The sequence below is a fragment of the Caballeronia zhejiangensis genome, assembly GCF_022879815.1.
GTDB classification, from domain to species: domain Bacteria; phylum Pseudomonadota; class Gammaproteobacteria; order Burkholderiales; family Burkholderiaceae; genus Caballeronia; species Caballeronia zhejiangensis.
The window spans coordinates 56164-83163 of the sequence record NZ_CP084286.1; the positions used below are offsets into that span (position 1 = coordinate 56164).

At 63.9% G+C, this 27000-nt stretch carries 27 protein-coding genes; 12 read left to right on the forward strand and 15 right to left on the reverse strand.

Annotation, left to right across the window (positions count from 1 at the left end; all coding sequences use genetic code 11):
* The first annotated feature begins 185 nt into the window (after positions 1 to 185).
* From LDZ23_RS26405 to LDZ23_RS26435, 7 genes are all read left to right on the forward strand, one after another.
* Positions 186 to 611 (forward strand): MaoC family dehydratase, encoded by a 426-nt coding sequence (locus LDZ23_RS26405; protein WP_033535795.1) that lies wholly within the window; start codon positions 186 to 188, stop codon positions 609 to 611.
* Between the two features lie 4 nt (positions 612 to 615).
* Entirely contained in the window at positions 616 to 1428 is an 813-nt protein-coding gene (locus LDZ23_RS26410) for an enoyl-CoA hydratase/isomerase family protein (protein ID WP_008346647.1), read from the forward strand.
* A complete protein-coding gene (locus LDZ23_RS26415) occupies positions 1425 to 2588 on the forward strand; it encodes an acyl-CoA dehydrogenase family protein (protein ID WP_008346648.1) in 1164 nt (387 codons plus the stop codon). The genes LDZ23_RS26410 and LDZ23_RS26415 overlap by 4 nt, the downstream gene beginning before the upstream one ends.
* Before the next feature lie 30 nt (positions 2589 to 2618).
* A complete protein-coding gene (locus tag LDZ23_RS26420; RefSeq protein WP_033535816.1) occupies positions 2619 to 3812 on the forward strand; it encodes a CaiB/BaiF CoA transferase family protein in 1194 nt (397 codons plus the stop codon).
* Positions 3809 to 4282 (forward strand): MaoC family dehydratase, encoded by a 474-nt coding sequence (locus LDZ23_RS26425; protein ID WP_008346652.1) that lies wholly within the window; start codon positions 3809 to 3811, stop codon positions 4280 to 4282. Before LDZ23_RS26420 ends, LDZ23_RS26425 begins: the two co-directional genes overlap by 4 nt.
* Before the next feature lie 134 nt (positions 4283 to 4416).
* Entirely contained in the window at positions 4417 to 5313 is an 897-nt protein-coding gene (locus LDZ23_RS26430; protein WP_008346653.1) for a helix-turn-helix domain-containing protein, read from the forward strand.
* Positions 5314 to 5431: 118 nt separating this feature from the next.
* Complete coding sequence (locus tag LDZ23_RS26435; protein ID WP_235366153.1) at positions 5432 to 6652, forward strand: glycoside hydrolase family 88 protein; 1221 nt, start codon at positions 5432 to 5434, stop codon at positions 6650 to 6652.
* A 102-nt stretch (positions 6653 to 6754) separates the two neighbouring features.
* Here LDZ23_RS26435 and LDZ23_RS26440 read toward each other — a convergent pair whose 3' ends face one another.
* The 4 genes from LDZ23_RS26440 to LDZ23_RS26455 are packed head-to-tail and all read right to left on the reverse strand — an operon-like array spanning position 6755 to position 10742.
* The gene (locus tag LDZ23_RS26440) at positions 6755 to 7825 is read right to left on the reverse strand and encodes an ABC transporter ATP-binding protein (RefSeq protein WP_008346656.1); all 1071 of its coding nucleotides are present in this window, start codon (positions 7823 to 7825) and stop codon (positions 6755 to 6757) included.
* 19 nt (positions 7826 to 7844) lie between these two features.
* The gene (locus tag LDZ23_RS26445; RefSeq protein ID WP_008346658.1) at positions 7845 to 8636 is read right to left on the reverse strand and encodes an ABC transporter permease; all 792 of its coding nucleotides are present in this window, start codon (positions 8634 to 8636) and stop codon (positions 7845 to 7847) included.
* Positions 8637 to 8668: 32 nt separating this feature from the next.
* The gene (locus tag LDZ23_RS26450) at positions 8669 to 9607 is read right to left on the reverse strand and encodes an ABC transporter permease (protein ID WP_008346659.1); all 939 of its coding nucleotides are present in this window, start codon (positions 9605 to 9607) and stop codon (positions 8669 to 8671) included.
* 16 nt (positions 9608 to 9623) lie between these two features.
* A complete protein-coding gene (locus LDZ23_RS26455) occupies positions 9624 to 10742 on the reverse strand; it encodes an ABC transporter substrate-binding protein (protein ID WP_008346660.1) in 1119 nt (372 codons plus the stop codon).
* A gap of 182 nt (positions 10743 to 10924) precedes the next feature.
* Here LDZ23_RS26455 and LDZ23_RS26460 point away from each other — a divergent pair, with 182 nt between their 5' ends.
* On the forward strand, positions 10925 to 11704 hold the full coding sequence (locus LDZ23_RS26460; RefSeq protein ID WP_008346661.1) for a DeoR/GlpR family DNA-binding transcription regulator: 780 nt from the start codon (positions 10925 to 10927) through the stop codon (positions 11702 to 11704).
* Between the two features lie 6 nt (positions 11705 to 11710).
* On the opposite strand, the gene LDZ23_RS26465 is transcribed toward LDZ23_RS26460, so the two are convergent.
* Positions 11711 to 13378 (reverse strand): Na/Pi cotransporter family protein, encoded by a 1668-nt coding sequence (locus tag LDZ23_RS26465; protein ID WP_008346662.1) that lies wholly within the window; start codon positions 13376 to 13378, stop codon positions 11711 to 11713.
* A gap of 221 nt (positions 13379 to 13599) precedes the next feature.
* On the opposite strand from LDZ23_RS26465, the gene LDZ23_RS26470 reads away from it, so the two are divergent.
* The 4 genes from LDZ23_RS26470 to LDZ23_RS26485 all read left to right on the forward strand — a co-directional run bounded on the left by LDZ23_RS26470 (position 13600) and on the right by LDZ23_RS26485 (position 16761).
* On the forward strand, positions 13600 to 14322 hold the full coding sequence (locus tag LDZ23_RS26470) for a sulfite exporter TauE/SafE family protein (RefSeq protein WP_008346663.1): 723 nt from the start codon (positions 13600 to 13602) through the stop codon (positions 14320 to 14322).
* 260 nt (positions 14323 to 14582) lie between these two features.
* Positions 14583 to 15311 carry a YrzE family protein gene (locus LDZ23_RS26475; protein ID WP_008346664.1) on the forward strand — a complete coding sequence of 243 codons (729 nt, stop codon included), beginning with the start codon at positions 14583 to 14585 and terminating at the stop codon, positions 15309 to 15311.
* A 44-nt stretch (positions 15312 to 15355) separates the two neighbouring features.
* Positions 15356 to 15817 carry a YsnF/AvaK domain-containing protein gene (locus LDZ23_RS26480; RefSeq protein ID WP_008346665.1) on the forward strand — a complete coding sequence of 154 codons (462 nt, stop codon included), beginning with the start codon at positions 15356 to 15358 and terminating at the stop codon, positions 15815 to 15817.
* A gap of 89 nt (positions 15818 to 15906) precedes the next feature.
* Complete coding sequence (locus LDZ23_RS26485) at positions 15907 to 16761, forward strand: YsnF/AvaK domain-containing protein (protein ID WP_008346666.1); 855 nt, start codon at positions 15907 to 15909, stop codon at positions 16759 to 16761.
* Between the two features lie 73 nt (positions 16762 to 16834).
* On the opposite strand, the gene LDZ23_RS26490 is transcribed toward LDZ23_RS26485, so the two are convergent.
* From LDZ23_RS26490 to atzF, 10 genes are read right to left on the reverse strand one after another with little or no spacing between them, the layout of a single operon-like run.
* Entirely contained in the window at positions 16835 to 17530 is a 696-nt protein-coding gene (locus LDZ23_RS26490; protein ID WP_008346667.1) for a GntR family transcriptional regulator, read from the reverse strand.
* Positions 17531 to 17587: 57 nt separating this feature from the next.
* Positions 17588 to 17986 (reverse strand): oxalurate catabolism protein HpxZ, encoded by a 399-nt coding sequence (gene hpxZ / locus LDZ23_RS26495; RefSeq protein ID WP_008346668.1) that lies wholly within the window; start codon positions 17984 to 17986, stop codon positions 17588 to 17590.
* Entirely contained in the window at positions 17986 to 18645 is a 660-nt protein-coding gene (locus tag LDZ23_RS26500; protein ID WP_033535797.1) for a cysteine hydrolase family protein, read from the reverse strand. The genes hpxZ and LDZ23_RS26500 overlap by 1 nt, the downstream gene beginning before the upstream one ends.
* 4 nt (positions 18646 to 18649) lie before the next feature.
* Positions 18650 to 19648, reverse strand: coding sequence for a formamidase (locus tag LDZ23_RS26505; protein ID WP_008346670.1), 999 nt, complete (start codon positions 19646 to 19648; stop codon positions 18650 to 18652).
* A 14-nt stretch (positions 19649 to 19662) separates the two neighbouring features.
* Entirely contained in the window at positions 19663 to 21258 is a 1596-nt protein-coding gene (locus LDZ23_RS26510) for an ABC transporter ATP-binding protein (RefSeq protein ID WP_008346672.1), read from the reverse strand.
* A 2-nt stretch (positions 21259 to 21260) separates the two neighbouring features.
* Complete coding sequence (gene biuH / locus LDZ23_RS26515; protein WP_008346673.1) at positions 21261 to 21953, reverse strand: biuret amidohydrolase; 693 nt, start codon at positions 21951 to 21953, stop codon at positions 21261 to 21263.
* A 25-nt stretch (positions 21954 to 21978) separates the two neighbouring features.
* Positions 21979 to 22905, reverse strand: coding sequence for an ABC transporter permease (locus LDZ23_RS26520; protein WP_008346674.1), 927 nt, complete (start codon positions 22903 to 22905; stop codon positions 21979 to 21981).
* Entirely contained in the window at positions 22898 to 24013 is a 1116-nt protein-coding gene (locus LDZ23_RS26525; protein WP_244808292.1) for an ABC transporter permease, read from the reverse strand. The genes LDZ23_RS26520 and LDZ23_RS26525 overlap by 8 nt, the downstream gene beginning before the upstream one ends.
* Before the next feature lie 22 nt (positions 24014 to 24035).
* Positions 24036 to 25133 carry a BMP family ABC transporter substrate-binding protein gene (locus tag LDZ23_RS26530; protein ID WP_008346678.1) on the reverse strand — a complete coding sequence of 366 codons (1098 nt, stop codon included), beginning with the start codon at positions 25131 to 25133 and terminating at the stop codon, positions 24036 to 24038.
* Positions 25130 to 26962 carry an allophanate hydrolase gene (gene atzF, locus LDZ23_RS26535; protein WP_008346680.1) on the reverse strand — a complete coding sequence of 611 codons (1833 nt, stop codon included), beginning with the start codon at positions 26960 to 26962 and terminating at the stop codon, positions 25130 to 25132. The genes LDZ23_RS26530 and atzF overlap by 4 nt, the downstream gene beginning before the upstream one ends.
* Positions 26963 to 27000 lie beyond the last annotated feature (38 nt).

Genomic DNA, 27000 nt, shown 5'->3' on the forward strand with positions numbered 1-27000 from the left:
TTCTTGGACTTTTTTACGCTGCCCTTTCGCATCGCCGGGTCCGATGCAAAAAAGTCCAAAAGATCGCGCGAACCGTCCTACCGGTTGCCTGTAACGCGTCTTTAAAGTGACTTCCAAGCCGGCGATGCAACATCAGCACGCATCGTTCAGCGTTAACCCCAACTCATCCGAGAAGAAACATCGACATGGCCAAACGCCCTCATATGGATTGCTATGCAATCGGCGACACCGCCGATTTCGCCAAGACCGTCTCCGAATACGATATCTACGGCTTTGCCGGCATCGTCGGCGATTTCTACGCCGTGCATCTCAACGAGGAATACGCGAAGGGCACGCGCTTCGAAAAGCGCATCGCGCAGGGCTGCCTGTCGGTCGGCTTCCTTTCCACGGTGATGGGATACATGGCGGCGAAAGCGCCGAGCCCCGGCGCCGTATCGTATCGCTACGACATCACCTTTAACGCGCCGGTGTTCATCGGCGACACGGTGAGCGCGCGTCTCACGCTCGAAGAAAAGGATGAAGAGCGCAACGTGTGCATCTTCGCCGCCGACGTGACGCGCCAGGACGGCGTGGTCGTGGCATCGGGCAAGACCTATCTGAAAGTGCTGTGACGCCATGACGAACGACACGCTTCCCGTTCTCGCGTCGCAGCATGGCGCGCTGCGCCTCCTGACGCTCAATCGCGCCGACAAGCTCAACGCGTTCACGCCCGACATGCTCGCGGCGCTCGAAGCCGAAATCGCCGATGCGCTCGCCGACGACGCGACGCGCGTGATCGCGCTCACCGGCAGCGGCGCAAAGGCGTTCGCCGCGGGCAACGACATCGAGCGGCTCGTGTCGCTCGACGGCGTCTCTGCTTATCGCGACATGGTGGCCGGACAGCGCGCGCTGTTGCGTCTGCATGAAAGCGCGAAGCCGACCATCGCGATGGTCAACGGCTACGCGCTCGGCGGCGGCTTCGAACTGGCGCTCGCGTGCGACTTCATCGTGGCATCGAGCGAGGCGAGCTTCGCATTTCCCGAGATCACCCTGAACACCATGCCCGGCTGGGGCGGCACGCAACTCGCCGTCGCCAAGATGGGGCTCGCGTGCGCGAAACGCTTCGTGATGAGCGGCAGGCGCTTTTCCGCGCGCGAATGCGAGGCGTTCGGCTTCATCCACGAAATCGCCGCGCCCGCGAAACTGTTCGACGCCGTGCGCGCGCTGGCCGACACCCTCGCCTCCTACGATCCGTTCGCGGCCGAGATGGCGAAGCGCGCGCTGAATCGCGCGAGCGACATGCCCTTGTCCGCCGGACTCGACTTCGAGGCCGCGCAATACGCGGTGAATTTTTCGAGCGAAGGCGCGCGCGCGGGCCTGCGCCACTTCGTGGAACGCAAACGCGCACGCCGCGCCGCGCGAGCCGACACCGCACCGGTCACGCCATGACGACAACCTTCAATCAACCTCACTGGCTCGGCGAAGAGCACACGATGATGCGCGAGGCCGTGCGCCGTTTCGCCGAGAAGGAAATCGCACCGCAATCGGAGACGCTCTGGGAGCAGGAAGCGTTTCCCTACGCGATCTGGCGGCAGGCCGGCGAACTCGGCTTCACGGGCTTGCCGTATCCCGATGAATTCGGCGGCGGTGGCGGTGACTGGCTGTCGTTCGTGATCGTGCTCGAAGAACTCGCGCGCGTGGACTGCGCCGTCGCCAATGCGCTCATGGCGAACTCGACCATCGCGAGCCTGTTGAACAACTACGGCACGCCGCAGCAGAAAGCGCGTTTCTTGCGCCCGATTCTCGACGGCACGCAGATCGGCGCGATCGGATTGTCCGAGCCCGACGCCGGTTCCGATGCGGCGAATATCGGCACGCGCGCGGTCTTCGACGGCGAACGCTGGATCATCGACGGTGCGAAGACGTTCATCAGCAATTCGGGTACGGAGATCGGCGGGCCGACCGTGATCGCGGCTGTCACCGGCACGCGACCCGACGGCCGCAAGGAGATCTCCAACTTCATCGTGCCGCAAGGAACGCCCGGCTATGGCAAGGGCAGAAAGCTGCGCAAGATCGGCTGGCGCGCATCGATCACGCACGAACTGTTCTTCGAGCAATGCGCGATTCCCGCCGATCAACTGCTGGGCGAACGCGGCGCGGGCTTGCGTCAGACGCTCGCGCAGATCAGCACGGGGCGCATTCTGATCGGCGCGCTCGCGCTCGGCATCCTGCAGGGCTCGCTGGATCGCTCGGTCGCGTACATGAAGGAGCGCCGCGCGTTCGGACGCGCGATCGCCGAGTTCCAGGCGCTGCAATTCAAGATCGCCGACATGGCGGCCGATGCGCACGCCGCGCGTCTGATGCTCTACGACGCCGCCGCGTCGAAAGATGCCGGCGCGCCCTTCGATGTGCAGGCGTCGCAAGCCAAGCTGTTCGCCACCGAGCACGCGATGAAAGCCGCGCATCAGGCATTGCAGATTCACGGCGGCTACGGCGTCATGGCCGAGTTTCCCGTCGCGCGCGCATTCGGCGATGCGAAGGTGCTGGAGATCGTCGAAGGCACGTCGGAAATACAACGCATGATCATCGCGCGCACGCTGCTCGCGTGATCGCGCGCTGAAACCGAGAGGAGAATGTTCATGCTGGAAGGCATCAAGGTGCTGAGTTTCACGCATTTCCTGCAAGGCCCCGCCGCCGTGCAGATGCTCGCCGATGTCGGCGCGAATGTCATCAAGGTCGAACCGCCCGGCGGCGCGTTCGAACGTAGCTGGACCGGCGCGGACGCGTTCATCGAAGGCGTGAGCGTGTTCTTTCTGCTCGGCAACCGCAATCAGCGCAGCATCTCGCTCGATCTGCGCGACGAAGCCGCGCGCGAGATCGTGTGGCGTCTGATACGCGAAGCCGACGTGCTCGTCGAGAACTATCGTCCCGGCGTGCTCGACAAGATGGGCTTCGGCTACGCGCAGGTGCACGAAGTCAATCCGCGTCTCGTGTATTGCTCGTGTACCGGCTACGGTTCGTCCGGGCCTTATCTGAAACGTCCGGGCCAGGATCTGCTCTTGCAGGCGATGAGCGGACTGACCATGCTGTCCGGCGATGCCGAATCGCCGCCCACGCCGGTCGGTTCCGCCATCGTCGATCAGCATGCCGCCGTGCTCGCCGCATTCGGCGTGGTGGCCGCGTTGCAGGCGCGCGAGCGCACGGGCGTCGGCACGCGCATCGAGAGCAATCTGCTCAACGCCGCGCTCGATCTGCAAATCGAGCCGTTCACGTATTACATGAACAAGGGGCCGTTGTGGGCACGCACGCATCCGCCGATGGGCAGCCGTTTTCATCCCGCGCCGTATGGCGTGTACCGGACGCGTGACGGTTATATCGCGATGTCGCTCACGCCGACGCAGAAGCTCGCGAATGCGCTGTCGTGTCCCGCGCTCGCCGAATTCACGCATCCGAAGGACAACGTGCGAAGGCGCGACGAGATCAATCGCCTTGTCTATGACACGCTGAAAACGCGCACGACCGAGGACTGGATGCGCACCTTCGAGGAACACGATATCTGGTTCGCGCCCGTCAACGACTACGAGCAGGTGGAGCAGGACCCGCAAGTCGCGCACAACGAAATGATCCTGTCGTTCGATCACGAGGAAGCGGGACCGGTGCGCGTGCTCGCGCATCCTGTGCGCTACGACGGCGCGGCGCCGCCCTTGCGGCGGCATCCGCCGAAACAGGGACAACATACCCGCGAAGTGCTCGCGGAACTGGGCTACACGCCGCAGGAAATCGACGGCTATGTCGAACGCGGCATCGCATTGACATCGAGGAGAGAAGCATGAGCGCACAACCGAACAACTGGCCGGCGCTCTTGCGCTTCGACGACGTCGAGATCGGCCGTACGCAGGTGAACGTGCACACGGTCACCGAGGCCGAAGTGGACGCGTTCGGGCACCTGTCCGGCGATCTGAACCCGCTGCACATGCAGCACGCCTTCGCCGAATGCTCGCCGTTCGGACGGCGCGTCGTGCATGGCCTGTTGACGGCCGCGCTGGTGTCGGCGGCGCACACCGAACTGACAGGGCCGGGCTTCGTGTATGTCGGACAGGAGCTGCGTTTTCTGGGGCCGGTGTATATCGGCGATACGGTGACGATCAGCGTATGCGTCGTCGAAAAGAAGCCCGCGAAACACATTCTCGTGATGGACACGACCGTGCGCAATCAACAAGGGCACGTCGTGCTGAGCGGACTTTCCGCGCTGAAGGAACTGCGCTTCGATCATGCGCTGATGGCGCGCAGCGCGGCGGCGTGACATCGCCGCGCGGGCCGCATGGTGTAAATGCCAGTTAACCGGCGGGCGCGGGCACGGCTACACTCGTGCAGTTGCCCGCGCAGCGCGGGCATGCAGGCGGGCGCGAAGACACTCGCCGCCGACGGAGGAGACAGTTGGATACCGCATGTTGCTGTCACGTTCCGGTGATCCGGATCGAGGACTACGAATACGGCGCACACGTCAAGACGCCGGACTTTCATCTCGCGCCGATCGAGGCGCTCAAGTCGACGCTGGTCTATCCGCATCGGCACGACTTCTATCACATGATGTGGGTGCTCGCGGGCAGCGGCTCGCATGTGATCGATTCGGTGCGCTACGACGTGCGTCCCAACACGCTCTACTTCATGGCGCCGGGACAGATTCACGATCTGGATCTTTCGGCCGACACGCTCGGCTATTCGCTCAGCTTTTCGTCGGAGTTTTTCGCGTTCCGCGTGCAGAACCGCCATACCGAAACCGAAGTGCCCGTCTACAACTTCGAGCAGCTCGCGCCGTGCGTCAATCTGAGCGACGCGCAGGTGCGCGAACTGGCGCGCGTGATGGACGGCATTCGCCATGAGTATCAGGCGGAACAGGTCGGCTACACCGACGCGATCTGGGCCTACTTGCACGTTTTCCTGATCAAGGTCGCGCGCATGTGCGACGCCGCCGCCATGCGAGATGCCGCCGCGACGCGCAGCGTGCTGCTGTCGCGCCGCTTCAAGAGTCTGCTGGAAAAGCATTTTCGCTCGGTCAACGAGGCGGCCGATTACGCGCGCCTGCTCAACGTCACGGAGCGCGCGCTCAACGAGGCGACGCGTCAGGCGCTCGGCAGCACCGCGCCCAAGCTGATCCGCGAGCGCGTGATGCTGGAGGCCAAACGGCTGCTGCTGCACTCCGAAGTGAATGTCGCGGAGATCGCCGCGATGCTCTCGTTCGACGATCCCGCCTACTTCAGCCGATGCTTTCGCAAGCACACGGGCCGCTCGCCGATCGACTATCGGCGCAGCCTCGACAAGCTGCACATCTGAGCGTCGTCGTGCGCCGCTTCGGTGCGGAAATGTCCAACAGTTCATGCGTTTCATCCTAACGCGCTCGCGCGGGCGCTTCTTAGAATCGTCCTGCGAATGACGAACTCAAGGAGACGCCGTGTCGAACGCAATGAACCCGCTGTCACTCAGCGAGAACCAGGCAAAGCTGTTTCGCGAAACACTCGATAAAACCGCGCAGAAGGTCGCTTCCGACGAGCTGACCTTCGGCGTCGAATTCCCGCAAGTCACCGGTCCCGATGGTCAATGGGTGCGTCTGCCCGCGTCGCTCTCTGCGGGCTACGACGGCGACGCATGGAGCCACGGCAACTGGTTCTGCGGCTTCTGGGTCGGCTTGCTGCTGAGTTCGTATCTGCACACCGGCGAGGCGCGCTTTCTCGAATGGGCGCGTGCCCGCATGCTGCTCGTGCGCCAGCGCGCGCAGGATCCGAACACGCATGACATCGGCTTTATCTTCGATAGCAGCGCGGTGCCGGGGCATCACATCACCGGCGACGCGTGGTTCGCCGATATCGCGCTCGAAGCCGCGGACAAGCTGCGCGCCCGGCTCGTGACCACGCGCGGCGGCGCCTATCTCGCGTCCTGGGGGCCGATCTCCGATCCGCGCGGCCGCAGCGCCTCCGCGATCGACACGATGGCCAATCTGTCGCTGCTCTACTGGGCCGCCAATCACGCCGACGACGGCAGCTACCGGCACGCCGCGGACGCACACGCCGAGATGACCGCGCGCGCCTTCGTGCGCGTCGACGACTCGACCTATCACGCCGTCGAATACGACGTGGAGAGCGGCGCGCGCAAACGCGGCTACACGTTCCAGGGCGCGTTCGACGAATCCGCATGGAGCCGCGGCCAGGCCTGGGCGATCTACGGATATGTGAACTCCGCGCGGGAAACCGGCAAGCGCGGCTATCTGGACCTCGCCGAGCGTCTCGCCGATTACTACCTGCGCCGCCTCGAAGGGCGTCAGGTGCCGCCGTGGGACTTCGATGCGACCGGCCGCGACGCCGAGATCAAGGACACGGCCGCTGCCGCCGTGGTGGCGTCGGCGTTGCTGGAGATGGCACGCGTGCATCCCGATGCGCACGCTGCGGGCAAATGGCAAGGCCACGGCCTCGCGATGCTCGAAGCGCTCTGCCGCGACGAATTCACACGCGACGGTCAGCACGGGCTGCTGCATAACTCGTGTTACTCGAAGCCGCACAATATCGGCGTCGACGGTGCGACCATGTTCGGCGACTTCTACTTCGTCGAGGCGCTATGCCGCGCCGTGCATCCCGGCAAGCTGCGCCCGCTCGACGACACGCGCATTGCGCTCGCCTGAGGGTGTCACGAAGCCATCGCCGGCAACGCGGCGCGCGCAATCGATAACCCGCGCGCGCCGGATTACCGATCTGCGTGGGCAACTGCTCCTCGCATTGCAAAGCTAGCGCGCATTTTCATCGAGCACGAGAAGGTTGTCGTGAGAAAACCCGAGCGCTACCGGCTGCCCGCGCTCCGGCAGGGTCCTGTTGGGATCGTTGAAGACATCGAGCGATACGACCGCGTTGCTGACCCGCGCACGAATGCGCACCACGGCGCCGAGAAAGCTGATCTGCTCGACGGTGGCCGCGAGCGAATTCCGTCCGTTCGACGGCGGCTCCAGGATGATCGCTTCGGGGCGCAGCGCCAGCAATCGTTCCTTGCCGGCATCATCCGGCGGCAGTGGGCGCGACGTCACGAGCTCCTGACCATCGACCGCGATGCGCCCGCTTCCGGGATCGATCACGCGCCCGGCGAGAATGTTCAGCGTCCCGACGAACGATGCGACGAAGCGCGTGCGCGGAAAATTGTAGATGTCGAGCGGCGAGCCGATCTGTTCCACGCGCCCGTCGTTCATCACGACGATGCGGTCGGAGATCGACAACGCCTCTTCCTGATCGTGCGTGACGAAAATCGATGTAATGCCGAGCTCGCGCTGCAGCGCCCGAATGTCCTCGCGTAATGACACGCGGATTTTCGCGTCGAGCGCGGACAGCGGTTCGTCGAGCAACAGCACCTGCGGCTTGCTCGCGAGCGCGCGCGCCAGCGCCACGCGCTGTTGCTGTCCGCCCGACAATTGCCACGGATAACGCGCGGCGAGTTGCGGCAGCTTGATGAGTTCGAGCATCTCGGCGACGCGCGCGTCGATCTCCTTCTGCGAACGCTTCGCGACCTTCAACGCGAAGCCGATGTTCTGCGCCACCGTCATGTTCGGGAAAAGCGCATAGGCCTGAAACACCATGCCGACGGCGCGGTCGCGCGTACGCATGTGCGTGACGTTGCGTCCATTCAGACGGATCGTGCCGCGCGTGGGCGTTTCGAATCCGGCGATCATGCGCAGCACCGTCGTCTTGCCGCAACCCGACGGACCGAGAAACGTGATGAATTCGCCCTGCTCGATCGTCATGTCGAACCGATGCAGCGCGACGTTCGGCCCGAACGTTTTGTGAAGATCGTCGATTTCGAGAAATGGCATAAGTCGCGGCCTCGTCGGCTCAGGTTTTATGGCCGGCCAGTGCGCGCGCCGATCCGAACACCTGGATCAGGCCCATCGATGCCCATGTGACGACGAACGCGATGATCGCCAGCGCCGAGGGCTCGTATGCGCGATTCGCGCCGATCAGTTGCAGATAAGGTCCGAACGCCGGACGGTCCAGCAGGCTCGCGATCGTGAATTCGCCGATCACGACGGCGAACGTCAGGAACGCGCCGGACAGAATGCCCGAGCGCACGTTGGGAAAGATCACGCGGAAAAGGATCGTCGTCCAGCCGGCGCCGAGACATTCGGCGGCTTCGGTCAGCGAGCGGACGTCGACGGCGCGCATGCCCGCATCGACGGCGCGGTACATGTACGGTAACGACAGCGTGACGTAGCCGAAGACGAGCAGCAGATCGGTCGCGCGCTCGTTGCTGGTGAGCGGCAGGATGGAACTGCTGTTATAGATGCGCAGATAACCGAACACGATCACGATGGCCGGTATCACGAGCGGCAGCAAAGTGATGAACTCTACGACGGGCCGCAGCTTCGGCAGACGCAATTGCACCCAGTACGCGGTCGGCACGACGAGCAGCACGCCGATCACGATGGTGAGCAGGCCCATGAGCACCGAGTAGCCGAACGAAGCCTGAAAACGCGGATCGCCGAGAACGACGCGATACGCGTCGAAGCTGTAAGCGTCGCGGCGCATCCGCAGGCTGAATTCGAAGGTGGCGGCGAGCGGAATCACAAAATACATCGTGCCGACGATCATCGCGATCCAGGCGCCCGCGCGCGATTGCGTCTTCATGCGCGTCTTCATGCGCGTCTTCATGTGCGTCTTCATGCGCGTCCCCTTTCGGCCCTCGCGCGCAACCAGATGTAGCCGCCGTTCGACAAGCCCGTGACCACGATCATGCCGAGCGCGAGCGCATAGCCGAGGTTCTGGTTATGCAGCACGTCGCCGCGAATCTGCGCATACAGCAGAATCGGCACGATGTTGAGCGAGCTGCCCGTCAGCGCATAGGCCGTGGCCACTGCGCCGAACGCGTTGGCGAAGAGCAGCAGCGCCGCGCCGAGCACGCTCGGCCACAGGACCGGCAAACCGACGTATCGCCAGTACTGCGCGGCCGTGCCGCCGAGACAGTCGCACGCTTCGCGCCACTCGCGTTTGAGACCGTCGAGCGCGGGCGTGATGATGAGGACCATCAACGGAATCTGGAAGTACAGGTAGGTAATGGTCAGCCCGACGAAGCTGAGGATGCTGAAGCCGGTCGAATACAGATTGACGCCGAGGTATTTGCGCGCCAGCACCGTGACGAGGCCCACGCGTCCCAACGTGCAGATGAATGCGAACGCGAGCGGCACGCCCGCGAAGTTGGACGCGACGCCCGAGAACGTCATGAGCGTCGGACGGATCCACGCCGGCAGCCGGCCATGCACCGCTGCCCAGGCGAGCAACGCGCCGAACAGCGTCCCGCCGGCGGCGGATGCCACGCTCACCTTCACGCTGATCCAGTAGGCATCGAGCACGGCGGGCTGAAACAGTTCGCGAAGATTCGCCAGCGTGAAGCGTCCCTGCGCATCCTGAAACGCGCCGATCATCAGAAAGGTGGTGGGCAACAACAGAAACAGCAGCGCGAACGCAAAGAATGGCGCGACGCCCGCATACGTGAGCCAGCCCGCGCCGCGGCTCGCGCGGGCGGGGCCGGACTGCGGCGCGGGCGCGGCCGGCGTCAGCAGATCCGGGCCCGAAGCGCCTGGCTGCGGAGATGCGCTCATTCCGGCGAACTCGCGGCTACTTCACGTTCGCGCCGACGACCTGATCCCAGCCTTTGGTGACGGCGTCCTTCGTGGCGTTTTGCTGTTCGAGCGTCGGGAACACGGCGTTGCTGTAAGCCGATGCCGGCGGCAGTTTGGCAAGCAGCGCCTGCGGCACTTTCTTCTGCGCGACCAGCTCGTTATAGCGCATCGGATGGCAGTATCCGGCCAGCCAGCCGAGTTGCCCTTCGTCGGAGTAAAGGAATTCCATCCACAATTTCGCGGCGTTCGGATGCGGTGCGTAGGCGCTGATCGCCTGCACATAGACGCCCGCGACGACACCCGTCTTCGGCACGATCACCTGCACTTTCGGATTGCCTTTGAGCGTGTCGCGATCGGCAAGCGCGTTGTAATCCCAGCGCACGATGATCGGCGTCGTCCCCTGCGCGAGCGACGCGGCCTTGCCGATCACCGGCACGAAGTTGCCGCTCTTGTTCAGATCGGCGAAGAACTTGAGGCCCGCCTGGTCGGCCTTCGACGCGTCGCCCTTCGTCTGCGAAAGGCCCGCCGCATGGACAGCCTGAATCGCCTGATTGGCCGAACGCGGGTCGCCCGCGAGCGAGACCGCGTTGCGATAGTCTGACTTGAGCAGATCGCCCCAATCGGACGGCGGCTTGTCGATCATGTCCGCGTTGACTTCGAACGCGAGCACGCCGTAGTAGTCGCCGTACCAGTAGCCTTCCGCATCCTTCGACGCAGCCGGGATCGAATCCCACGTCGACACCTTGTAAGGCTGCAACAAGCCTTCCTTCTTCGCGGACGGACCGAACGACAGGCCGACATCGATCACATCCGGCGCTTGCGGACCCTTGTTGCCCTTGTTGGCCTTGATCGCTTCGATCTCGTCGCCCGAGCCCGCATCCGGATTCAGCTCGTTGACGTGGATGCCGTACTTCCTCTGGAACGTGTCGATCAGCGCGCCGTATCCGCACCAGTCGTGCGGCAACGCGATCGTGGTCAACTGTCCTTCCTGCTTCGCGGCGGCCACGAGCGCCTCGGATGGCGCGGCCGATGCGGCGTCGATGCCGCCCGCCGCGAGTCCCGCTGCCGTGGAGATCGAAAGGAGACGGCCCGCCCAGATACGCTTCATCGTCATCGCTGTTCCCGAAAGGAAGGTAGTGCGTTGAAGAGAACCGCCGATTGCTGATGCAGGCTAGTTTCAAATCCTCAAATTTGCAAGCTGCCAAAAAAGTACAACTTTCGCTTATGACGGATGTAAGCTGAACAACAGCGTGCCAGCGCAATTCTCATTGTTGCTTCCACCATCGAGCATTCCCTATGTGGCAGAAAGACCGTCATCAGCGCATACGCGCGCTCCTGTCGATGCTCGGCCGTGTCTCGAACGAGAGGATCATGGCGGAGCTTTCCGTGTCGCGCGAAACGGTGCGCCGCGACTTGCTCGATCTGGAGCAGGCGGGTGCGCTGCGGCGCGTGCATGGCGGCGCCGTCCCGTCGAGCGACGAGGCGCCCATCGCCGAACGCGCCCGCGCGAACGTGCGCGCGAAGTCGGCCATCGCGCGGGCGGCAATCGGCATCGTTCACGCCGGGCAAACCGTATTCGTCGATGCCGGAACCACGACCGCCATCCTCGCGGACGAGCTTGCGAAGCTCGCCAATCTCACCATCGTCACGAATTCGGTCGATGTCGCGCTGCGGTTGCGCGGCACATCGGGACCGCATGAGCGCGTGCGCGCGATGAACGAAGTCATCCTGCTCGGCGGCATGCTCAGCGAGCGCGCGGCGGCCACGACGGGCGCGACGACCGTGCTCGACATCCGGCGATACCGCGCCGATCTGGCGATGCTCTCGCCTGTCGGCATCGATCAGCGGCACGGGGCGAGCAACTTCGATCGTGCAGAAGCCGAGATTGCCCGGGCGATGGTCGAGAATGCGGACCGCGTCGCGATCCTCGCCGATCACAGCAAGATCGGCCAGCGCAGCCGCATCACGTTTTGCGCGCCTCGCGACATCGACGTTCTCGTGACCGATCGCAAGTCCGGCGAGGCCGCGGATTTGCGCGCGCTCAAGAAGACAGTGGGCGACCTGGTGCTTGCGTGAGCTGCGTCATTCCTTGACGTGCAGCGTGTCGAGCGAGCGCTTGCGCAGACGCGTGTCATGCAGCGCGCCCGCCGCATCGAGCACGGGATACGCCGTCGAACAGAAGAGCGAGTTCAGCCGTTTCATATTGCCGATGAGATCCAGGTGCAGCGCGCTGGTTTCCACGCTGCGCGAGCTTTGTCCCGCCAGCCGGTCCAGATGCTTGTGCGAGTAGGCGCGCTCCAGATCGCGAAAGCGTTCCTTCTCGGCCAGCAACTGCTCGGCGCATCGCAGATCGTTGTTGAGAAACACCGACAATCCGAGCCGCAGGTTACTGATGAGCCGCGCATGCAGATCGTCGAGTTCGCCCAGGCCCTGTTCCGAGAACGCGAGCCGTTGCGAGATTTTCTTCTCTTCGATATCACTGACGATTCGCTCGATGATGTCTCCCGCATGCTCGAGATTGATCGTCAGCGAAATGATGTCCGTCCAGCGACGGCTTTCCGCCTCGTCGAGCTGCTCGCGGGAGATCAGCGTCAGATAGCTTTTCACTTCCGCGTAGAGCTGGTCGACGTCGTCGTCCATGCGCATGGTTTCGCGGGCGACGGCGAGATCGTTGCGTCTCAGCAGATCGGCGACGTTATCGAGCATGACGCGCACGATGTCGCCGATGCGAAGCACTTCACGCGAAGCATTCGCCAGCGCGAGGCTCGGCGTCACGAGGCCTGCCGGATCCAGGTACAGCGGGCGCAACTCGCCGGTCGCGACCGTGCGATCCGGCAGCAAACGCCGGCTGATCGCAGCGACCCGTTCGACGAGGGCGAGACACGCGCAGCAGCGCACGGTGTTGTAGATCACATGGAAACCGACTACGGCTTCGCGCGGATTGGCGATCAGAACCGGCAATCCGCGTGCGAGCAGCGATGCGAAAGGCAGAATGATGATCGCGCCGGCCAGTTTGAATGCGAAGCTGCCAGCGGAAAGACGCCGTGCTGCCGCGTTCTGCGGCAGCGCGTTCAAGAGCGCCAGGAGCCCGCTGCCCAGATTCGCGCCGACGACGAGGCACAAGGCGACCTTCAGCGAGATGACGCCCGACGACGCCAGTGTCGCCGTCAACAGGACTGCGGCGAGGCTCGAATACGAGAGCATCGCGAAGCCCGCGCCCACGAGCGCGTCGAGCATCGTGTCGCCTGTGAGCGCGCCGAACATGACCCTGACGCCGGCGCCCTGCATCATCGGCTGAGCCGCTTCGACGATGAGATGCAGCGCCAGCAGAATCAATCCGAGTCCGATGATGGTTCGGCCCACCTGCCCCGCCCGCGTCTGCTTGCGGGTCAGGAAAAGCGGCACGCCGAACAGGATCAGGATCGGCGAAAGCCATGACAGGTCGAGCGTCAGCACTCGCGCCATTAACGCGGTGCCGACATCCGCGCCGAGCAGAACCGTTAGCCCGGCCGCGAGCGGCACCAGTCCCTGCGCGGCGAACGATGTAATGATGACGGCTGTGGCGTTGCTACTCTGCACGAGGCTCGTCACGCCGATGCCCGCCAGAAACGCGCGCGTCTTGCTGCCGGTGCTACGGCCCAGAATGGCGCGGAGATCGGCGCCGAGCACGCGGAGAATGCCGGTGCGAACGATATGTGAGCCCCAAACCAGGAGGGCGACGCCAGAGAGCAGATTGAGAAGAACCAGCACGGCGAATCGATTTCCTTTGAATGGACGTGACGCTGACGCCAGGCTGTCGAAAATTGGATTGTGACAATAGTGTTACACAGTTCCCACGGCAATTGAGTGAAGTCAATCTTCCATGCAATGCGGCGTTGCGTGCATGCCGCAACTCGCGCATCCGCTTGGAACCAGCGTCTCGCGGGTTTCGCGTCCGCAGCTAGAATCGGCGCTGGCGCATGGAGACCTCGATGGGATACCTGATCGTATTGAGCGTGGGTTGGATGGCGGGTGTTTTGAGCGGCGTGATCGGCACCGGCTCGTCGATGCTGTTGATGCCCGTGCTCGTGCTCATCTACGGCCCGCAGCAGGCCGTTCCGATCATGGCCATCGCCGCGATCATGGGCAATCTCGGCAAGGTCCTGTCCTGGTGGCGCGAGATCGACTGGAAAGCTTCCATTGCCTATGGCGCGACAGCCGCGCCCGGCGCGATATTAGGGGTTCACACGCTGCTTGCGCTCCCGCCGCACGCGGTCGAGCTCGCGCTTGGTCTCTTCTTTATCGCGATGGTGCCCACGCGCCGATGGCTCGCCCGCCGGGCCATGCGCCTCTCGCTCTTCCAGCTCGCGCTGATTGGCGCACCGGTCGGCTTCCTGACGGGCATCGTCGTTTCGACCGGACCGATCACCGTGCCGGTTTTCATGAACTACGGCCTTGTGAAGGGCGCGTTTCTCGCGACCGAAGCTACCGGTTCGCTGATCGTCTACGGTGCGAAAGTCGCGGCCTTTCAGCAGTTCGGCGCCCTGCCCGCTCAAGTGGTCGCTCAAGGGTTGATTACCGGCGCGGCGATCATGGCAGGCACGTTTTGCGCGCGCGGGATCGTCGCGCGCATGTCCGCTAACACCTTCCGGTTCATCGTCGATGCGCTGATGGTGTCGTCGGGTGTGTCATTGCTATGGGCCGCAGTCCGCTGAAGTGAAGGCGTCGCCGTGAACCAGCGCCTGCGCCCGATGCAAATCCCATCGCATTCCCGCAAGTCATACGTCTCTCGTGCTCTGCTCCACTGACGCACGCTTCCCTCCCGCCGCGAAGTGACGCCCCGAGCAGGCGGATCCATCGTTCAGACGGCGTCTGAATCACTCGCATTTACGCGCCGATTCAAAACTTGCGCGCGGCACAGCGCTTGCGCATCAGTGCCGCGCGCATCGACGCCGCAACTCTTCCTGGAGACATCATGAAACTGCTTACTACTCAAGAAGGCCTGCCGCGCCTGTCGTGGGGTTCGATCATCGCGGGCGTCATCCTTTCGATGATCGTCTATCTCATCATGAGCGTGCTCGGCACGGCGATCGGCGCATCGCTCCTGTCGCCGTTGTCGAAGCCCGATACGTTGCACGGCTTCGGTTTCGGCTCGGGCGTATGGGTAATCGTCACGACCGTGCTCGCGGTTTTCGTCGGCTCCTATTACGCCGGACGCTGCGCGCCCGTCCTCGGATGGCTCCACGGTCTGCTGTCATGGGCGGTGATGACGCTGCTCGTCGTGTTCGGCATGACCTCGCTGATTACGGGCGCGGTGAGCACGGCCGGCAGCATCGTCGCAACCACCGCGCAAGTCGGCGCACAAGCCGGCGCGACCGCCGCGAATCAGGCGGGCGGGAACAAGCAGCTCATCGACTCCGCGAAGCAGCAAGTGCAGGCGGCGATGGCATCGGCGGCGTCGGCTGCATCCTCTCCGGATGCCGAACAGAACGCGCGCCAGGCCGCCGACACCGCCGCGCGTGGCGTCGCTCGCGCAAGCTGGTTCTCGTTCGCGGCGCTCGTCGTCGGCGCGATCATCGCGATCGTTTCGGGCGGCGCGGGCTTTCGTCATCAGCCGCCGGTCGAGGAAGGCGGCGGCTCCGCGCTGGATCGCAAGAACGCGGCCCCTCGCAATCGCACCGTGCAGGCAGGCGCCCGCCTTTGAGCGCGCCCGGCCGACGACCTGACCACGCTTCAACGGAGACGCCGATGAGCGCCGATGACAAGCCCACGACCCCGAACGCGACGAACGCGGACTCGTCCGGCACGTCCGACGAGCTCCGGCTTTCCGCCGTGCAGGAAGAATTGTCCGTCGACGTGAAGCGGACGGAGACCGGCGCCGTGCGCGTTCGCAAGGTGGTGCATGAAGAGATGCAGCCGGTCAGCATGCGCCTGAGCGCCGAAGAGGTGGAAGTCAGGCGCGTGGCCGTGAATCGTCCGGTCGAGGAACGTGCCGAGCCGCGTCGCGAAGGCGACACGCTCATCATTCCTGTGTACGAATACGTGCCGGTCGTTCGCATGCAGCTCACGTTGAAAGAAGAGGTGCATGTGACGACGCGAGAGACGCAACAGGACGTCGTCCACCAGGTTCTTCTGAACTCCGAAGAATTGGTGGTTGAACGCCGCGAAGGCACGAGCGGCAAGTGGAAGCCCGATCCGGATGCCGGCTAGATTCACCCGCACCCGAGGCGGGAACGGCCGTTGCGCATATGGACCGGCGCACCTCTCGATACCCGAATCACTCTCACGGAGATAATGCAATGAGCCAGACCATCATCGGTGTATTCAATACGCTTCAGGACGCGGAACTTGCTCAGACGCGCCTCGAAACGGAAGGCGTCGCCCGCACGAATATGAACGTGCATGCGAACGATATGAGCGCGTCCACGTCCGTGTCCGGCGATGCCACCGACCGTCCCGCCGGCGAGCATCACGAAGGCGCGATGGCGCGCATCGAGCACTTCTTCAAGAACCTGTTCGGCGATCACGATCAGCCCGAGGAAATCGGCCACTATCACGAAGCGGTGCGTCGCGGCGGCGCGCTGTTGACGGTGGATGTGATCGACGAATCGTCGATCGAACGCGTGCGCGACGCGCTCTATGCAGCCGGCGCCATCGACATCGACACGCGCGTCGAGCAATGGCGCAGCACGGGCTATAGCGGCTATGACCGCAATGCGCCGGCTTATACGGCCGATGAGATCGCCGCTGAACGGCAGGCCTTTCCCGTCGTGAAGGAATCCGTCGAAGTCGGCAAGCGCGAAGTGCAGACGGGCGGCGTGCGCGTCTATTCGCGGGTGACCGAAACGCCGGTGAGCGAATCGGTGAATCTGCGTGAAGAACACGCGAACATCGAGCGTCGGCCGGTGGATCGTCCGGCGACGGTGGCGGATCTTAAGGAAGGCTTCGTCGAGATCAGGGAAACGGCCGAGCAGCCCGTCGTGGCGAAGACGGCGCGCGTGGTCGAGGAAGTGGTCGTCGGCAAGGAAGAAACGAACCGCACCGAAACCATTCACGACACGGTGCGCGGTACCGAAGTGGAAGTCGAGCGGACGGCGGGCAACCGGGACGTAGCCGACGGCGCGGTTCCGCCGGCGAAAAAGACGCCGCTGTAACGCGTAGTGAGATCGGCCGCTCCCTGCGGAGCGGCTGATTCCGCACGTCTGCGTCCGCTACATTCCCGTTCGCTCAGTCGACGAAAGGCAGCTTGCGGTCGCGCGCTTCCGTCAGCATGGAAACGGTGATCTTGCGCACTTCCAGCTTGCTTTGCGTGATATGCGCGCGCAGCAGCATCGCCGCTTCGCCGCACTTGCCGCGATCGATGAAGCGCAGCATTTTCGCGTGCTCGTCGTAAGTTGCGCTAGTGCGATGCGGCTTCAAGAAATCCAGCCGCCGCACGATGCGGATGCGCTCCGTCACTTCGTTATGCACGCGCAGCATCTCGCCGTTGCCGCTTGCGCGCACGAGTCCGCGGTGAAAGTCCTCGTCCAGGCGAAACATCGCGACGGGATCGCTTTCCTGCGCATCGGGCGAAACGCACCACACCGACTTGAGCGCATCCACTTCCGGATGCGGTGGCGCGCTGCTCGCGAGTTTGTCGAGCGATGCGGTCTCCAGCACGATTCGCAAGTCATACAACTGATCGAGCTGCGCGAAGTTGATCTCCGACACCTTCCAGCCACGCCTGAAACCGACTTCGAGATAGCCTTCGCGCAGCAGGCGGAACAGCGCGTCGCGCATCGGCGTACGCGACACCCCGTAGTATTGCGCGATGTCGGTCTCCGAAAAGCGGTCGCCGGGAAACAGGCGAAAGCTGAAGATGTCCTGCTTCAACTGCTGATAAACCTGCTCGGCAAGCGGATTGGCGCTCTGAATGGCGCGCACGGCACTGCGCTCCGTGAGTTTGGGCGAGTTGATTCGATGTCTCCGTGTAATGCCTCTTCAGGGCGTTTCGATCAGGCTCACGTGCGCCGCGACGATGGTCCACCCCGCGAACGCATTCGATGCATTGCCGATGCGCGCCCACGTCTGCATCTGACGTCCGAGCAAAGGCGTGGCATCGCTCGTGAATTCGGTGCTGACCGAAGCGTAATCCGTGCCGAAAGTCGTGACCACCGTTCGATGCAAACGCCGCGAACGCGGCACCGGCGCGCACGTCTCGCGCCAGCGGCGAATTTCATCGCCGCCATGCTGCACTTCGGCGATGCCGTATCGTACCGTTTCCGGCGCGTGCCAGAAGAGCGCGTTCATGGTAGCCACATCGTTATCGACGAGCGCCTTCTCATAGGCGATGAACGCGCGCTCGACTTCAGCCACCGTTTCCGGACGATTCAGTTCCATCAATTCTCCAGCACATCGGCGAGCGTGGCCGTCCATCCGACGATGCCGCCCTGCGAGCGAATCATCTCGATGGTCGCAGTCTTGAACGACGGTATGTAGCTCGCCGTCGCGTCTTCTATCAGCACGCATTCGTAGCCGCGATCGTTCGCTTCGCGCATGCTCGTCTGCACGCATACTTCGGTCGTGACGCCTGCGAACACGAGATGCGTGATGCCGCATCGCGCAAGCTCTTCGCCGAGGCGCGTTGCGTAAAAGGCGCCTTTGCCGGGCTTGTCGATGACGATCTCGCCCGTAATGGGCGCGACCGCATCGACGATGGCGTTGCCCGGTTCGCCGCGAACGAGAATGCGGCCCATCGGTCCCATATCGCCGATGCGCGCTCGTGGCGCGCCGCGCAGCCGCTTCGCATCCGGACAATCGGAGAGATCGGGCGCGTGCGATTCGCGCGTATGCACGACGAGCCAGCCGCGATCGCGCGCATGTTCGATCAGCTGCGCGACGGTCGGCACGATCGACGTCAGCAGCGACACATCGTTGCCGAGCGCTTCGCCGAAGCCGCCCGGCTCCACGAAGTCGCGCTGCATGTCGATGACGATCAACGCCGTATGCGCTACATCGAACGTGAACGGAGACGGTCGGGCGCGGGTCAGGGTAGGCATGGCGTCAGCCCTCGTATCGGCGTTCGGGTTTCGAAAAACCGCATGACGTCCCGTCTTTCACGACGACTTCGTCCTCCCACGGCAGACGATATTCGCCACGCACCATGTCCTGCATGAACGTGTAAGGACAATCCTGCGCGCCGCCCTTCACGGCGACATAGCCGCGATGTCCGAACTGATAGATGTTGTTTTCGACGCCCCAGTGAATGCGGGCTTCGCGCACGAGATCGGGGCGCATTTCACAGGTGATGATCTCATCCGGGCGATGACTGCCTTCGACCAACACCGTGCCGTCGAAATCGCAGAACATGCCTTCGCCCATCGAGTCGAACGTGCCGTCGCTGCCGCACAGACACACGCTCGCGGTCTGCGCGAGATTCTGGAATGCGTTCGACTGATTGGTGATTTGCCAGGCATGGCGAATGGGCGCGGTATAGCCCGCAGTGCGCAAGATGATTTCCGCGCCCTTGTAAGCGGCTTCGCGCGCCATCTCCGGAAACATGCCGTCATGACAGATGATGAGCGAGAGCTTCGCGCCCTTCGGCCCGATGCACACCGGCACGCCGAGATTGCCCGGCTCCCACGGCTCGACCGGCACCCACGGATGCATCTTGCGATAGTAGAGTCGCACCTCGCCCCGATCGTCGATGATGATCCCGCTGTTATAGGGATTGCCGCCTGGATTGCGCTCCATGATGGAGAAGCATCCCCAGATGCGATGCTCGATGCACGCCGCCTTGAACGCGGCCACTTCGGGACCGTCGAGCGAGCACATGATGGCATCGTTCGTATCCATCGACAGGCCGTGCAGCATGTATTCGGGAAACACGACCAGATCCATCGACGGATTGTTGCGGCGCGCCTTGCCGATCAGTTCGACGATGCGCCGTGTCTGCGCGGCCAGTTGCTCCGGGGTGGCGACAGCCGGATTCTGCAACTGCACGAGACCCACGACGATGCCTTGCGGCGACTTGTTCAATCCACCGAGACCGCTCGAACTCATTCTTCCTTGCTCCTTTATGCGTGAACGGCGAGCGGCTCTGACGCAGCGCGCGTGGCGCTTTCGACATGACCCGCCATGTGTCTTCCCAACGCGACGCGATCCGCGCCGCTCGCAGCCGTTTCGTGTACCAGCCGCCCTTCCGCGATCACCGCGATGCGATCCGCCAGTTCCAGCAGTTCATCGAGGTCTTCGCTGACGAGCAGCACTGCGGCGCCTGCATCGCGTGCGGCGAGAATGCGCGCGTGGATGTCCGCGACCGATGCGAAGTCGAGTCCGAATACGGGATTCGCGACGATCAGCACATCCACCGCTTGCCCGAGCTCGCGCGCGAGCACGGCGCGCTGCACGTTGCCGCCCGACAACGTGCCGATGGCGCGCGCCGGCACCGGCGGTTTCACGTTGAATTCGGCGATGAGACGTTCGGCGCGTCCGCGCATCGCACGGCGATCGAGACGCCAGCCGTGACGCTTCATCGGCGCACGGTCGAAGTCGCGCAAGGCGAGGTTGTCCGCGATGCTCATGTTCGCGACGCACGCATTGCGCAGCGGTTCTTCGGGGAGCGCAAATACGCGCAGCCGCGTCATCTCTTCACGCGTCGCGCGGTATGGCTCGCCATGCATGCGCATTTCACCGCTTTGCACGCGGCGCTGGCCGACGAGCGCTTCGATCAGTTCCTTCTGCCCGTTGCCCGATACGCCCGCGATGCCGAGTATCTCGCCCGACTTCACGCTGAGCGAAACATCGCGCACCGCCCGATGTCCACGATCATCGACGACGTTGAGACTGGACAGCGCGAGACGCACGGGCGAAGCCGCATCGAGCGGCTTGCGTCCGGGCTGCATTCCGGCGAGTTCGGGATCGTCCTGCTTCGCGGATTCACCGCCCATCATCGACGCGGCGAGCTTGTCGCGGCTCGTATCCGCGACCGCGCTCGTCCCGACGAGCTTGCCCTTGCGCAACACTGTGACGTCGTCGGCATACGCCATCACTTCACGGAACTTGTGCGTGATCATCAACACGGTCAGCTCGCCGCGCGTGGCGAGATCGCGCATCAGGCCAAGCACTTCGTCTGCTTCCTGCGGCGTGAGCACGGACGTGGGTTCATCGAGAATGAGGAAACGCTGCTGCAAATAAAGCTGTTTCAGAATCTCGAGCTTCTGCTTTTCTCCTGCGGCGAGACCGGCGACGGGCGCATCGAGAGGCAGACGAAAGGGCATCGAACGCATGAAGGCATCGAGCGCGGCACGTTCCTTCGGCCAGTCGATCTTCCACGGCAATCGCCCGCGCGCCAGCAGCAAATTTTCTTCGACCGACAAGCCCGCCGCCAGCGTGAAATGCTGATACACCATGCCGATGCCGAGCGCCTGTGCATCGCGCGGCGACGCGATTCTCACCTGCCGCGCATCCGCGATGATCTCGCCGTGATCGAGCACGCCATAACCGACGAGCCCTTTCACGAGCGTACTCTTGCCCGCGCCGTTTTCGCCGAGCAGCGCATGCACGGTGCCCGCGCGCACTTTGAGCGTCACGTCGTCGAGCGCGGTGAAAGCGCCGAAACGCTTCGTCGCGCCGAGCACTTCCACGCTCATCGCTTTGGTCGGTGCGTTCATGGTCAGCGTCCCAGCGTCGCGAGCAAAGCCTTCGAATCCGATACCGTGCCGAATACGCCGCCCTGCATCAGCACCATGTTCAGCGCGGCGTCGTGATTGCCCTGATCGGTCGCGCCGCAACAATCCGCGAGAATGGTGCATTCGAAGCCGCGATCGTTCGCTTCGCGCATCGTCGTGTGAACGCAGACATCGGTCGTGATGCCCGTGAGCACCAGATTCACGATGCCGCGCGTGCGCAATACCATTTCGAGGTCCGTTGCGCAGAACGAGCCTTTGCCTGGCTTGTCGATGACGATCTCGCCTTCGATCGGCTTCAGTTCATCGATGATTTCCCAGCCCGGTTCGCCGCGCACGAGTATCTTGCCGCAGGGTCCTTCATCGCCGATGCCGATGCCGTTCGTGCCCGCGCGACGGCTTCTCCATCGCTTGTTGGCGGGCAAATCCGACAGATCGGGCCGGTGCCCTTCGCGCGTATGAATGATCGTGAAGCCTTGCTCGCGCATCAGCGTGAGCACGTTCCTGATCGGTTCGATGGGCGCGCGCGTCATCGAGAGGTCATAGCCCATCTTGTCGACATAACCGCCGATGCCGCAAAAGTCCGTCTGCATGTCGATGATGACGAGCGCGGTGTTCTCCGGCCGCAGATTGCCGTCGTAGGGCCACGGATAGGGACGTGCTTCGATGAAGCGGCTCATGTGTTCGACTCCATGAAAATAGGGTTCAACGCGTGAGACTCAGTTCGCCGGGCGCACCCGCGAGCGTGCGGTCGGGACGGCAATTGACGATCATGATGACGAGCGTGAGGACGTAAGGCGCCGCATTGAAAAGGTAGTAACCGCTCGTCACGCCGATCGCCTGCAACGCGGGTCCGAGCGCGCCCGCTGCGCCGAAGATCAGCGCGGCCCACAGGCATCGCAACGGCTGCCAGCGCGCGAAGATGACGAGCGCGACGGCCATCAGGCCTTGTCCGCTCGACAAGCCTTCGTTCCAGCTTCCGGGGTACACCAGCGACAGATACGCGCCGCCTACGCCCGCGAAGAAGCCGCCGACCGTCGTCGCGAGAATGCGAACGCGCGTGATCGGATAACCCATCGCGCGGGCGCTTTCCGCGTTCTCGCCGACGAGACGCAAAGCCATGCCCCAACGCGTATGTCGCAAGCCCCATTGCAACGCGAACGCCAGCGCGACGCCGATGATGAAGAGCGGATTGACATGCAACGCGTTATGCAACTGCGGCGACGAAGCCCAAGCACCGAGATCGATCGATGACAACATCGGCGCTTGCGGCTCGATGAACGGCTTGCCGAGATAGAACGCGAGGCCGGTGCCGACCAGCATCAGCGCGATGCCGAACGCGATGTCCGACACGCGCGGCAACGAGCACACGAGACCGTGCAGGCAGCCGAGCAGCAACCCCGCGCAGCCGGCCGCGAGCACGCCGAGCCACGGCGAGCCGGACAGATACGCGGCCGCATAACCGGTCATCGCGCCGGATACGAGAATGCCTTCGAGGCCGAGATTGACGCGCCCGCCCTTCTCCGTCAGACATTCGCCGATGCTCACGAACAAATACGGCGTGCTCACGCGGATGGCGCCCGCGAACAACGACAGCAGCAGCACCGCGACGGGTGAATGTGCGTCAAACATGAGTGCCCTCCAGTCGAACCGACGAGCGCGCGACGGTCATCGCCTGCAGCCTGATGCGCCACGCCGCGAGACGACCGCCCATCGCTTCCCACGCGAGCAGGTTGGCAAAGAGCAGACCTTGCAGGACGAGCGTGGTGGCATCGGGCAGACCCAGGCGGCGTTGCAGAAGCGAACCGCTCGCTTCGATACCGCCGACGAGCACCGCGCACAGAATGATCGCCAACGGGTTCTGACGCGCCGCGAACGCCACGAGAATCCCCGCATAGCCGTAACCCGCCAGCAGCGATGCGTTCGCGCTGCCCTGCACCGCCGCGACTTCGAACATGCCCGCGAGACCGGCCGCCGCGCCGCCCATCGCGCAGGCCGCGATCGCGAGCTTGTTCACCGGCAGCCCGACGAGCTTCGCCGCATGGTTGTTGCCGCCCGCGATGCGCATTGCGAAGCCTTTGGTGCTGTAGCGCACGAAGACCCATGCCGCGACGCACGCGAGCGCCCCCCAGAACAAGCCCCAATGCACATCGAGACCCGGCAACGAACCGATCGAGAAGGCATCGGGAACGGGCGGCGTCGAAGGCTTGTTGAGACTCGCGGGATCGCGCAACGGTCCTTCGACGAGATGCTTGAACAATGCAATCGCGATATACGACATCAACAGACTGCTGATCGTCTCGTTGACGCCGCGCCGTTGCCGCATTGCGCCGACCGCGCCGATCCACACGCCGCCCGCGATCATGCCGGTGAGCGCCATCAACGGAGCGACGACGAACCACGGCATCGCGGCAGGCACGACCGTCGCCACGACCGCCGATGCGAGTCCGCCGAGCGCGAGCGCGCCTTCGCCACCGATCACGATCAGCCCGACCTGCGCAGGCAGCGCGACGCACAACGCGGTGAGCATCAGCGGCGCGGCGCGCAGCAACGTGCTCTGCCACGCGAACGACGAGCCGAATGCGCCTTGCGCGATCAGCACGAGCGCATCGTTGGCGGGCTGGCCCTGCACGAGCAGGAATAGCGAGAACAGCACCAGCGTGCCGATGAGCGCGCACAACGTCGGCAAAGCGGGCAATGCGCCCAGCGCCACGCGCGGTAATAGAGGATAGGAACGCATGCCGGCTCCGCGAAGGAATGAATCAGATCTGCCCGACGACGCCCGCGACGAGATAGTTCATGCTTTCCAGCTTGATATCCGTCTGCGCGTAAGCCGTGCCCGATGCGATGGCACTGCCGCCCTTGTTGTCCTTCATCGGGCCTTTGAAGATCACGTAATCGCCCGCGGCCATCTTCGTCTTGATGGCGTCGGCATTGGACTTCGCATCGGCCGTGACTTTCGCGCCGTAGGGCGACATCTTCACGAAGCCTTCCTTCAGGCCGCCGCGCAGAATGTTGGGCTGCGGCTTGCTGGTCTGCGCATCCGTGACGAGTTCCTTGAAAGGCGTCGCCCAATCCCACTCCGCGCCCGTCAGATAACCCTTCGGCGCAAGCGCGGCCTGACTCGCGTGATAGCCGCAACTCATCGCGCCGCGCTTCTCCGCCGTTTCGATGACGACCTTCGGACCGTCGACGTGACAGGTCAGCACATCGCATCCCTGATCGACGAGACTGTTGGCCGCTTCGGCTTCCTTGACCGGCATCGACCAGTCGCCGGTGAAGATGACGTGCGTGGTGATAGACGGATCCACCGATTGCGCGCCGAGCGTGAACGCATTGATATTGCGCAGCACTTGTGGAATCGGCTTGGCGGCGACGAAACCGAGCTTCTTGCTCTTGCTCACGTGTCCCGCGACGACGCCGTTGAGGTACTGACATTCATCGATATAGCCGAAGTAGCTCGCGATATTCGGCGGATTGCCCTGCTTCCACAAACCGCCGCAATGCGCGAAGCGGACCTTCGGATACTTCGCGGCCATCTTCAGCACATGCGGATCGAAATAGCCGAACGAAGTCGCGAAGATGAGCGTCGCGCCGTCCTGTTCGATCATCGCTTCCATCGTCTTTTGCACGGCCACGGTCTCGGGCACGTTCTCTTCCTCGACCACTTTCACGCCCGGCATCTTCTTGATGATCGCGGCGGCCTGAGCCTGCGCCTGGTTATAGCCGTAATCGCCCTTCGCGCCGACATAGATCACGCCGACGGTGAGATTGCTTGCGCCGAAGGCGAGATCGAAGGGCAGCGCGCTGCCGAGCGCGAGCGCGCCCGCGCCTTGGATGAACTGGCGGCGATTGGTCATGATGTAGCTTCCTGTTTGAGTTGATCGCTGGATGAAGAGACGAGGCTGTGCCGATACGCGCGCCAGCCGCCGAAGGAAGTGATGTCGCGTGCGCCGCTGTCCGGCGCGACGGCGGCCGGTTCGCAGATGAAGCCTTTGACGATGCGGCCATCGGCGGTCGTGACCGTGCCGATACCGAGCGGCGCGGGAATCGCCGCGACGAATGCGCCGAAGGTCCGCATAGGCATCTCCCATATCTCGATGGCGATCGCGGCACCCTCGTTTTCGGTGCGCACGAGTCCGGGCTTCGGCGGCTGCGTATCGGCTAATGCGTAGAGCGTGTAGTGCGGCGACGTCATCGCTTCTTCGATGAACCGCGCGCCCGCCTGCTTCATCTGCCATTCGAGCGGCATGCCGCGCAGATGTGCGCCGACTACGGCGAGCTCGATGCTTGGCTCCTGGATCGGCAGCGGATCGATGCTGGCATCGGAAAGTGCCTGAATCTTCGCGCCCAATGCCGCGAGTCTCCGATCCGCGCCCGCTGGCCCAATGAGCGTGATGCCCGCGGGCAAGCCGTCGGCGCGCGGCGGTCCCGGCACGGCGAGCGCGCACAGGTCGAGCAGATTGACGAAGTTCGTATAGACGCCGAGACGGCTGTTCACTTCGACCGGGTTCGCCTGCACTTGCGCGATGGTCGGATGCGTCGGCGTCGTCGGAACGATCAGGATATCGAAACGTTCGAACAACGCTTCCGCCTCACGCTTCAGCAGCGTGAGTTCGTATTGCGCGTTGAATGCGTCGGCGGCGGAGAATGCGTCGGCCTTGCCGATCACTTTCGCTACGGTCGGATCGATGTCATCGCGGTTCGTGACGAAGAAATCGCCCAGCGCCGCGCGGCGTTCCGCGACCCACGGACCGTCGTACAGCAACGCGGCCGCGCGTTGCATCGGTGCGAAGGGAAACGTCGCGGGTTCGAGTTGCAGACGATCCAGCGTCGCCGCGAAGGCGTCGGCCGCGTGCGTGTCGCCGAAGAATTCCAGCGTGTCGGGAATCGCGACGCGCGGCGCATCCGGCAGCAAGCCGCGCGCTGCGACGCGGCGCGAATAACCGTCGAGCGCATCGAAAGTGACCATCTGCTGCAGCACGATCCAGGCATCGGCGACGTCGTGCGCGAAGATCGATAGCGTATCGAGACTCTTGCACGCGGGCACGACCCCGCGCTTGCTGACGAGCCCCAGCGACGGCTTCAATCCGACGATGCCGTTGAAACCCGCCGGCACGCGGCCCGAACCGGCGGTATCGGTGCCGAGCGAAAACGCGACGATGCCCTGCGCCACCGTCACCGCCGAACCGGAACTCGATCCGCCCGACACATATTCCGGATGACTAACTTGTCGCACGGCGCCATGCGGCGAGCGCGTGCCGACGAGACCGGTCGCGAACTGATCGAGATTCGTCTTGCCGATGAGCATCGCGCCCGCATCGATCAAGCGCTGCACGGCGAACGCCGTTTCGCCGGGCGTATAGGCGAACGCCGGACATGCGGCGGTCGTCGGCAAGCCCGCAATGTCGATGTTGTCCTTCACCGCGAACGGCACGCCGAATAAAGGCTTGCGCTCGAAGATCGCGGGTCCGGCTTCGGCGAGCTCGCGTGCAAGCGACGCTGCCGTCGTTTGCAGATCCGCTGCCGGAACGACGAGCGTCCATGCTTCCGGGCGATCACTCGCTTCGATGCGAGCAAGCGTCGCTACGGCGATTCGCTGCGGGTCGGTATCGCCGCGCGCGTACGCATCGAGAAGTGCGCGAACGGTGAGCGGTGCGTGATCGTCGGCAGATGCGGTCGCGTTCATGAGTTCAATCTTGAATACAAGTTGAACGCACAATGCAC